Source organism: Streptomyces laculatispora (genome assembly GCF_017353455.1).
In the GTDB taxonomy this organism is placed as follows: domain Bacteria; phylum Actinomycetota; class Actinomycetes; order Streptomycetales; family Streptomycetaceae; genus Streptomyces; species Streptomyces laculatispora.
The window spans coordinates 1-5,413 of the sequence record NZ_JAFMPZ010000644.1; the positions used below are offsets into that span (position 1 = coordinate 1).

A 5,413-nucleotide genomic window follows, 5' to 3' on the forward strand; every position below is an offset into this window, starting at 1 on the left:
GCCCAAGCGCCCCCTACCACAGCGCACCCGGACGATGAATGTAGCGCACGCCGAGGACGCTCCGACCCTACTGTCCGGTGTTGTTCATCGTGAGACATACATCTGTTCCGACTTCGAGGCGTACCGCCGAACTGCACGCCGGTGCGCGCGCTCCCACGCGCCCCTTCATGGCCGGCCGGCCATCGGGGCAGAAAAAAACGAGGACCCCGTTGCCGGTGGCAACGGGGTCCTCGTTCACATGGGAATTGTGGAGATGGCGGGAATCGAACCCGCGTCCAACGGTGCGGAATCAGGGCTTCTCCGAGTGCAGTTCGCTGCGCTTTTCTCGGCCCCGGAGGTCACGCGAACAAGCCTCCGACAGGCCCAGCCACTGTTTGATTTCCTTCAGGGCCCCGTGACCGGGCCTAGAAGTTTAGATCCCTTAATGATGCCAGGATCCGGGTCGGGATCACCCCCGGGCTGACACTCCGCAGAGTCTTCGCTTAGCTGCTAATTAGGCAGCGAGGGCGAAGGCGGAGGAATCGCGCTTGGAATTGGCGATTATTGGTTGCGACATATGGTTAACGAGATCATTGCCGCTTCCTCGACTCGCTTCCCCTGCTTCGACATCCGCTGTCGAAACCGATCATCCCCATGTTGATTTTTCAAAGGTGGTACACACCCCGTGGGGTGCAGTGCCATCGTACGTGACCAACGCACGCCGATGCCAGCCTATTCCTGGCGGACCGGCCGCCGGCCGGTCCCCGGGGGCCGGTCAGGCGCTCCGCTGGCGCCGGCGGGCGGCCGAGACCGCCCGGTTCGTCTCCCTGGTGTCCTGCTTCTCGCGCAGCGTCTGCCGCTTGTCGTACTCCTTCTTGCCCTTCGCCAGCGCGATCTCGACCTTGACCCGGCCATTGAGGAAGTACAGCGCGAGCGGGACGATCGTGTGTCCGCTCTCCTGCGCCTTCGACTCCAGCTTGTCGATCTCGGCCCGGTGCATCAGCAGCTTGCGCTTGCGCTTGGCCGAGTGGTTGGTCCAGGTGCCCTGGACGTACTCCGGGACGTGGATGTTGTGCAGCCACGCCTCGCCGCCGTCGATCTGCACGAAGCCGTCCACCAGGGAGGCCCGGCCCATGCGCAGCGATTTGACCTCGGTGCCCATCAGCGCGAGGCCGCACTCATAGGTGTCGAGGATGGTGTAGTCGTGACGCGCCTTCTTGTTCTGCGCGATGATCTTGCGCCCGGTGTCCTTTTCCTTAGCCATAGTGCGGCCATTTTCGCACTACGACCCACCCCCGAGGCCACTCAATACCGTCTCGGCCCGCTGCTGGGCCCGCGCGCTCACCGCGAGGTCCGGTGTGATGCCGCGGTCATCGATGCTCCGGCCCGCCGGAGTCCGGTAGTGGCCCACGGTCAGCTCGGCCACCGAGCCGCCCGCGAGCTTGCTCGGCATCTGGACGGAACCCTTGCCGAAGGTGCGCGAACCGACCGTGACCGCGCGCCCCCGGTCCTGCAGGGCGCCGGTCAGCAGCTCGGCCGCGCTCATCGTGCCGCCGTCGATGAGGACGACGACGGGGCGCGCGGTGTCGCCCCCTCCGTCCGCGTACAGGGCGCGCTGCTCGCCGTGCACGTCGTAGGTGGCGACCAGGCCACCGTCCAGGAAGGCGGAGGCGGCGGTGACGGCCTCGGTGACCAGCCCGCCGGAGTTGCCGCGCAGGTCCAGCAGCACGCCGGTGCCCGCCGGTGCCTCCCGGACGGCGTCACGGACCTCGGCGCCCGAACCCTTGGTGAACGAGCCGACTTCGATCAGTACCGCTGCGGAGGGATCGGAACGGTCCGGTCCGAGCCGCCGCACGGTGACGGCCTCGGTGGTGAGACGGGCCCGGTGCAGCGTCTCGGTCCGGCCGGCGGAACCCCGCTGCACCCCCACGACGACGGCGCTCCCCGCGACCGCGCCCGTACGGTCACCGCGCAGCAGGGCCACCACGTCGGAGACCGGGCGCCGGTCGACCCGGTGGCCGTCGACCGTGCGGATCAGGTCGCCCGCACGGATACCGGCCCGGTCGGCGGGGCTGCCCGGCTGGACCCGGGCGACCGCGACCAGCCCGTCGGCGGAGCGTCGGGCGGCGATCCCGACCCCCGTGTAAGAGCCGTCGAGGGCCTGCTCGAACTCCTGGTACTCCCGCTCGTCGTACACCGCGCCCCAGCGGTCCCCGCTGCGGCTGACGACCTCCTCGGCCGCCTCCGTACCGGACTTGCCGTCCGCCACCGCGTCGGCGGCGGCATCGACCACCGCGTCGCGGTCCGCGAAGGAGGCGACGGGCCGCGTCTCCGTCTCCGGACTCCGCCCGTCGCCGCGGGGCAGCGCACCGGTGGCGGCGCCGGTGGCGAGCACGCTCGCGAAGACCAATGTCAGGGCCGCCCCGCGACAGAGACCGCGGGGCCCGACACGATGAACGGGGCCAGACATGGCGCTGAGTCTAGGACAACGCCTCCCCGGCGCACGGCTCGTTGGCCACGCGCCCGGGAGGCGTTCGTCATACCTTGAGGTACTTGCGCAGCGCGAAGAGAGCGGCAACCGCGGGCATCAGCAGGCCGATCGCCAGTACCAGCGGGAGCTTGGTGAGGACCGCGTCCCAGCCGATGAAGTCGATCAGGTTCAGCTTGTCCTTGAGCGCCAGACCGCCGTCGATCAGGAAGTAGCGGCCGGCCAGCAGCATGACGCAGGCCAGTACGCCGCCGATCAGGCCGGCGAACGCGGCCTCCATGATGAACGGCATCTGGATGTAGAAGCCGGAGGCGCCGACGAGCCGCATGATGCCCGTCTCGCGCCGTCGGCTGAACGCGGACACCCGGACGGTGTTCACGATCAGCATCAGCGCGATGACCAGCATCAGCGCCATCACGAAGAGCGCGGCGACGTTCATTCCGTTCATCAGCCCGAAGAGGTTGTCCAGGATGCTTCTCTGGTCCTGGACCGACTGCACCCCGTTGCGGCCGGCGAAGGCGGTGGCGACGACCTTGTACTTGGTCGGGTCGTGGAGCTTGACGCGGAAGGACTCCGGCATCTGGTCCGGCGTGATGTTGCCGGCCATCGGGGAGTCGCCGAACTCCTCCTGGTAGTGCTTGTACGCCTCGTCGGACGACTCGTACGTCACCGTCTCGACGACGTCCATCTTCTTGAGATCGCCCTCGATCTCCTTCTTCTGCTCCCCGGTGACCGCACCCTTGGCGCACTGGACCACCGTCTCCGAATCCCCCTTGCCGCAGAGGTAGATGGAGACGTTGACCTTGTCGTACCAGTAGTCCTTCATCGTGCTGACCTGCTCGCGCATGAGCAGCGCGCCGCCGAACAGGGCGAGCGAGAGGGCGACGGAGACGACGACGGCGAAGGTCATCGTGAGGTTGCGACGGAGGCCGACGCCGATCTCCGACAGGACGAACTGGGCGCGCATGGCGTCCTTTCAGTGCTGGGTGCTCAGTGCTGGTAGCCGTAGACGCCGCGCGCCTGGTCGCGTACGAGACGGCCCTGCTCGAGCTCGATGACGCGTTTGCGCATCTGGTCGACGATGTTCTGGTCGTGGGTCGCCATGATCACGGTGGTCCCGGTCCGGTTGATCCGGTCCAGCAGCTTCATGATGCCGACCGAGGTCTGCGGGTCGAGGTTGCCGGTCGGCTCGTCCGCGATCAGCAGCATGGGCCGGTTCACGAAGGCCCGCGCGATCGCCACGCGCTGTTGCTCACCACCGGAGAGCTCACCCGGCATCCGGTCCTCCTTGCCGCCGAGACCGACGAGGTCGAGGACCTGCGGAACCGCCTTGCGGATCTCGCCGCGCGGCTTGCCGATCACTTCCTGGGCGAACGCCACGTTCTCCGCGACGGTCTTGTTGGGAAGCAGCCGGAAGTCCTGGAAGACCGTGCCCAACTGGCGGCGCATGTGCGGCACCTTCCAGTTGGACATGCGCGCGAGGTCCTTGCCCAGGACATGGACCATGCCCTGACTGGCGCGCTCTTCGCGGAGGATGAGCCGCATGAAGGTGGACTTGCCGGAGCCGGAGGAGCCCACCAGGAAGACGAACTCGCCCTTCTCGATATCGAGAGACACATCCCGTAGAGCGGGACGGCTCTGCTTCGGGTAGGTCTTGGAGACATTGTCGAATCGGATCACGGATGCACCACGGTCGGCCGGGAGTAGGTGAGCGTGACCATACGCGAACCGGACTGACGCGTGCAGGCGCGCGTACCGGGATGGGTGATTTATGCCGGAACGCAAGCGGACGCGAACCGGGAGCTTCCGTGACCTGTCCGGCGGGCCGCGCCGAAATCCGTGCGAGCTGGCACAGTGGTAGGGGGAACGGTCGCGTTTCCGTGAGCGTTGTGCGGAGTGAAGGCTTGTGCGGCTCCGCCGCGCGGGAGGAGGAAAGCGCATGACCTATGACCGATTGGTGTGCGCGAACTGTGCGGCGCCCGTGGCCGAGGGCCGCTGCCCGGTGTGCCGGGCCAGCCGCGCGCGGCTGGAGCAGCAGGGACAGGGCCCCCTCGGTGGGATGAACCCGATGATGCTGATCGCCCTGCTGGTGGTGCTGCTGTGCGCGCTGGCACTGCTCGCCCACCAGGCGGCGTGACCGAGCGCAGCCGCCCGATTACCTGAACGGTTCCCGATTACCTGAATGGTGCGCGCGGGATGACCTGCACCGGGGCCCCGGGCCTCAACCCGGTACGTGGCCGGTGCGATGGCGCCGGAACGCCCTCCCAGCGCGCTGGGAGGGCGTTCCGGCCGCCGAGCGAGGTGGAGGAGGCCACGGAAGCCGCGGAGGCCCCGTTCCGGAGCCCCGGGAGGCGGCCGGGACACGGCGTGATCCTCACTCCCCCGGGTACGACGCGCACGACCAGAGGGGCTCGGACCGCTTCCGCGGTCCGAGCCCCTCTCTTCGTGCAGGTACCGCTGTGGCCGTCAGGCGGCCGTGCGGCCGTTCATCAGGCGCGGGAGGATCCGGAAGCCGATGCCTCCGGCGATCATCGTCGCGGCGCCGACCAGCAGGAACGTGGTCTCGGCAGCACCGGTCTCGGCGAGCTCGTCCTTGCCCTTGCCCTGCTCGGCCGGCTGGTTGCCGACCGAGTCGGTGTCGGTGTTGTCGGCGCACTCGGCGCCGTCGAGGTCGACGGTGCAGGTGCCCGCGTTGCCGCCATCGGTCCCGGAGCCTGAGCCACCGGTCGCAGCGTCGCCACCGCCGGTAGCGTCACCGCCGCCGGCCGCCGCATCGCCACCACCAGCAGTGTCACCGCCACCGGCCGCCGCATCGCCACCACCGGCCGCCGCGTCGCCACCACCAGCGGCATCCTCACCACCGGCCGCCGCGTCGCCACCACCAGCAGCATCCTCACCACCGGCCGCCGCGTCGCCACCACCAGCGGCATCCTCACCACCGGCCGC

Annotated in this window: 6 protein-coding genes and 1 other RNA gene; 1 reads left to right on the forward strand and 6 read right to left on the reverse strand. The window is 68.7% G+C overall.

Annotated features, from left to right (window positions below):
• Nucleotides 1–245: 245 nt before the first annotated feature.
• The 5 genes from ssrA to ftsE all read right to left on the reverse strand — a co-directional run bounded on the left by ssrA (nucleotide 246) and on the right by ftsE (nucleotide 4,147).
• Nucleotides 246–633, reverse strand: a transfer-messenger RNA (tmRNA) gene (gene ssrA / locus J1C73_RS33615).
• 121 nt (nucleotides 634–754) lie between these two features.
• Complete coding sequence (smpB, locus tag J1C73_RS33620) at nucleotides 755–1,243, reverse strand: SsrA-binding protein SmpB (protein ID WP_123471409.1); 489 nt, start codon at nucleotides 1,241–1,243, stop codon at nucleotides 755–757.
• An 18-nt stretch (nucleotides 1,244–1,261) separates the two neighbouring features.
• A complete protein-coding gene (locus tag J1C73_RS33625) occupies nucleotides 1,262–2,449 on the reverse strand; it encodes a S41 family peptidase (protein ID WP_207319670.1) in 1,188 nt (395 codons plus the stop codon).
• Between the two features lie 67 nt (nucleotides 2,450–2,516).
• The gene (ftsX, locus tag J1C73_RS33630) at nucleotides 2,517–3,434 is read right to left on the reverse strand and encodes a permease-like cell division protein FtsX (protein WP_123471411.1); all 918 of its coding nucleotides are present in this window, start codon (nucleotides 3,432–3,434) and stop codon (nucleotides 2,517–2,519) included.
• A gap of 23 nt (nucleotides 3,435–3,457) precedes the next feature.
• On the reverse strand, nucleotides 3,458–4,147 hold the full coding sequence (gene ftsE / locus J1C73_RS33635; RefSeq protein ID WP_024489199.1) for a cell division ATP-binding protein FtsE: 690 nt from the start codon (nucleotides 4,145–4,147) through the stop codon (nucleotides 3,458–3,460).
• A gap of 259 nt (nucleotides 4,148–4,406) precedes the next feature.
• Between ftsE and J1C73_RS33640 the strand changes: the two genes are divergently transcribed.
• Entirely contained in the window at nucleotides 4,407–4,604 is a 198-nt protein-coding gene (locus tag J1C73_RS33640; protein ID WP_123471412.1) for a hypothetical protein, read from the forward strand.
• Nucleotides 4,605–4,933: 329 nt separating this feature from the next.
• Here the strand turns inward: J1C73_RS33640 and J1C73_RS33645 are convergent.
• Nucleotides 4,934–5,413: LPXTG cell wall anchor domain-containing protein (locus J1C73_RS33645; RefSeq protein ID WP_207319671.1), on the reverse strand; the 480-nt coding region annotated here is incomplete at its 5' end.

Bases quoted from the DNA above. Each gene is read 5' to 3' on its own strand.
- smpB (WP_123471409.1), bottom strand. From the start codon at position 1,243: ATGGCTAAGGAAAAGGACACCGGGCGCAAGATCATCGCGCAGAACAAG.
- J1C73_RS33625 (WP_207319670.1), bottom strand. From the start codon at position 2,449: ATGTCTGGCCCCGTTCATCGTGTCGGGCCCCGCGGTCTCTGTCGCGGG.
- ftsX (WP_123471411.1), bottom strand. From the start codon at position 3,434: ATGCGCGCCCAGTTCGTCCTGTCGGAGATCGGCGTCGGCCTCCGTCGC.
- J1C73_RS33640 (WP_123471412.1), top strand. From the start codon at position 4,407: ATGACCTATGACCGATTGGTGTGCGCGAACTGTGCGGCGCCCGTGGCC.